The following is a 3056-nucleotide window of genomic DNA, read 5'->3' as shown; positions in this document are numbered from 1 at the left end:
ACTACCCTGGAAACCCTGTGGATGGGTATTCCCCTAGTCACCAGAGTGGGAGAACAGTTTGTTGCTCGCAACAGTTACACCATGATGATGAATGCCGGAATCACCGAAGGCATTGCCTGGACAGATGATCAGTATATCGAGTGGGGGATTCGCTTAGGCAAAGACCCAGCCCTGAGACAACAGATTTCCTGGAAACTGCGACAATCTCGACAAACTGCCCCCTTGTGGAATGGTAAGGAATTTACTAGGGAAATGGAAAAGGCTTATGAGGCAATGTTAGGGAGATAGGGAGCTGTCAGCTATCAGCTATCAGCTATCAGCTATCAGCTTTCAGCTATCAGCTATCAGCTATCAGCTATCAGCTATCAGCTTAAGCGCTACGCGCACGCTACGCGAACAGCTATGAGTTTATGCACTACAGATGGTGCTTTTGAATCAAACAGGTAACCATTTGTTGAATCTGAGGAAAGTCCCAGCATCGTTCGCACAGCGTGGCCAAACGCGCACGCGTGGCCGTTCGCGTAGCGTGGCCAAAAGGCCAAAAGGCCAAGGCCAAAGCCTGTGCCACAAAGCAGACAACTGACCGCTTAATGCTGACTGCTGACTGCTGACCGCTGACCGGTGAAGGCTTAGGCGTAGAGCGATAACATTAGCCCTAAAGAATTTGGTACAAAAATTTTCAAAATATGTTATAATAATAAATTTTGTGTAATATACTGAAAATGTGGATGGAAAACGTCCGTCACGAACTCGCCGCTAATTCCTTCGGACTATAGCGGGAGATTGATTGCTCTGTCGTGACCAGACTAAGTTCTTAGAGAACTACGTTATTCAGCTCATGACACCTACAAATACGTGCCAGTTTGTAGCAACTGTCGTACAGCTTTAAACAGGCGTAACGAGTTAAACCAGTGAGTTGTACCTAACAAGGTTGAATAACATTGTCGAGGCTAACTCTACCCGTTTATCGGAGTGTTCGTGCGTAATGCGAGTTTTCGTTCTAGATCAAAACAAACAACCTCTAGATCCTTGTCATCCAGCGAGAGCTAGAGAACTACTTAAGAAAGGGAGGGCTAAAGTTTTCAAACGCTACCCATTCACTATCATCATGCCAGATCGGTCTATCGATGATTCTGTTACTCATTCACACAGAATTAAGATAGACCCCGGCTCAAAAACAACAGGTATTGCTATTGTTTGTGAGCAAACTGGACGGGTTACCAATGCTTTAGAAATCAACCATCGAGGTCAACAGATTAAGAAGGCTCTAGAATCTCGACGAGCATTAAGACGTGGTAGACGGAATCGCAAAACCCGATATCGTCAGCCAAGATTTCTAAACCGAACACGCCCTGACGGTTGGTTGCCACCATCATTAATGAGTCGAGTTTTCAATGTTGAGACTTGGGTTAGGCGGCTGATCAAGTTGTGTCCTATAACCGCAATATCTCAAGAATTAGTTCGATTTGATACTCAGAAAATGCAAAACCCAGAAGTATCAGGAGTTGAATATCAACACGGTGAGCTATTTGGATTTGAGGTAAAAGAGTATTTACTTACTAAGTGGGGACATAACTGCGTTTACTGTGGCGCTATTGATACTCCCTTAGAGGTTGAGCACATTATCCCCAAATCAAAAGGTGGTAGCAATCGAGTTAGTAATTTAACTCTTGCGTGCAGAAGCTGCAATCAGAAAAAAGGTAATGACTCGATCGAGAAATTCCTAAGAAAAAAGCCGGAAATACTCAAAAAGGTATTAGCTAAAGCCAAAAACCCTTTAAAAGATGCAGCAGCAGTTAACGCAACCCGATGGGAATTGTTCAGAAGACTAAAACTAACAGAGCTACCTATTGAGGTAGGTTCTGGCGGCTTGACTAAGTTCAACCGGAAAACTAGGGGTATTGAGAAAACCCATTGGACTGATGCTGCTTGTGTAGGTAAGTCTACCCCACAGATGTTATTACTAAGCGGAGTGAAACCACTAACGGTTACAGCCAAAGGTCATGGCGTTCGTCAGCGATGCCGTCCAGATAAGTACGGTTTTCCAAAGGCTCATGCACCTGCTGCTAAGTTTTTTAGAGGCTTTCAGACAGGGGATATTGTCAAAGCTGATATCAAGAAAGGGAAGTATGCTGGGCAATACACAGGGCGAATTGCTATTCGTTATCGTCCGAGTTTTGTGCTTTCGGCAAAGCCGTTCGCGAAGCGTGGCCTACGGCCTCCGCTACGCGAACAAACTTCTGCTCAGAAGATTGATGTACATCCAAAATATTTGCAAACAATCTTTAGGGCTGACGGCTATGAATACCAAGTTAATTAATGCGGATTCGCGCTTGGCTGTAGGCCACGCTACGCCAGGGCAAACGCATCTAAATTCTAGAAGCCTTACTCAGAAGCGATTTCAAAATTAATCAGCATAAATACTTATCGGTTCAATCTCATATCCAGTAGGCATTTCAGAATAAAATGCGTTTACCCTGAATGAATAATTACCAATTATAAATTCTACATTCTAAATTCTTCATTATCAATTCTAAATTATACATTATTATTCCCTATTATCAAATAAAAACACGATGCTATTACAAGACAAAAAACGCTACTACACAGCAGACGAGTATTTAGAACTAGAAGAAGCTGCTGAGTATAAAAGTGAATATCGGGATGGAGAAATTATACCGATGGCTGGAGGAACCACCAATCATAATAAAATTGCTCTCAATTTTGCAGCTAACTTGAAGTTTGCCTTAAAAGGAAAAGACTACGATATCTATATCGGTGATGTGCGATTGTGGATACCTGATTATCGTCAGTATACCTATCCTGATATTATGGTAATTCAGGGGAAACCGATCTATACCGGAAAAGGTAAGACTACTGTGATGAATCCTTTGCTAATTGTTGAAGTCTTATCTAAATCTACTAGAAATTATGACCAAGGAGAGAAGTTTCTCTACTATCGCTCAATTCCCCAATTCAAAGAATATATACTAATAGACCAAGCCAGATATCATGTCATCCAACATGCTAAAACTATTGAAGGACAATGGTTACTG

General features: G+C 42.5%; 4 protein-coding genes. 3 read left to right on the top strand and 1 reads right to left on the bottom strand.

Going from position 1 to position 3056, the window contains the following annotated elements; genetic code table 11:
- Nucleotides 1–288: O-linked N-acetylglucosamine transferase family protein (locus tag F6K37_RS36255; RefSeq protein ID WP_502887806.1), on the top strand; the 288-nt coding region annotated here is incomplete at its 5' end.
- A 127-nt stretch (nt 289–415) separates the two neighbouring features.
- Here the strand turns inward: F6K37_RS36255 and F6K37_RS36250 are convergent.
- A complete protein-coding gene (locus F6K37_RS36250) occupies nt 416–568 on the bottom strand; it encodes a hypothetical protein (protein WP_154659979.1) in 153 nt (50 codons plus the stop codon).
- A gap of 417 nt (nt 569–985) precedes the next feature.
- Here F6K37_RS36250 and iscB point away from each other — a divergent pair, with 417 nt between their 5' ends.
- Nucleotides 986–2320: an RNA-guided endonuclease IscB gene (iscB, locus tag F6K37_RS36245; protein WP_008190869.1), complete on the top strand. Its 1335-nt coding sequence runs from the start codon at nt 986–988 to the stop codon at nt 2318–2320.
- Between the two features lie 256 nt (nt 2321–2576).
- Nucleotides 2577–3056 (top strand): Uma2 family endonuclease (locus tag F6K37_RS36240; protein ID WP_287255821.1); only part of this gene is annotated, 480 nt, incomplete at its 3' end.

Source organism: Moorena sp. SIO4E2, assembly GCF_010671945.1.
GTDB classification, from domain to species: Bacteria; Cyanobacteriota; Cyanobacteriia; order Cyanobacteriales; family Coleofasciculaceae; genus Moorena; species Moorena producens.
This window is presented reverse-complemented; position numbering and strand designations above follow the sequence as displayed.

Bases quoted from the DNA above. Each gene is read 5' to 3' on its own strand.
- iscB (WP_008190869.1), top strand. From the start codon at position 986: ATGCGAGTTTTCGTTCTAGATCAAAACAAACAACCTCTAGATCCTTGT.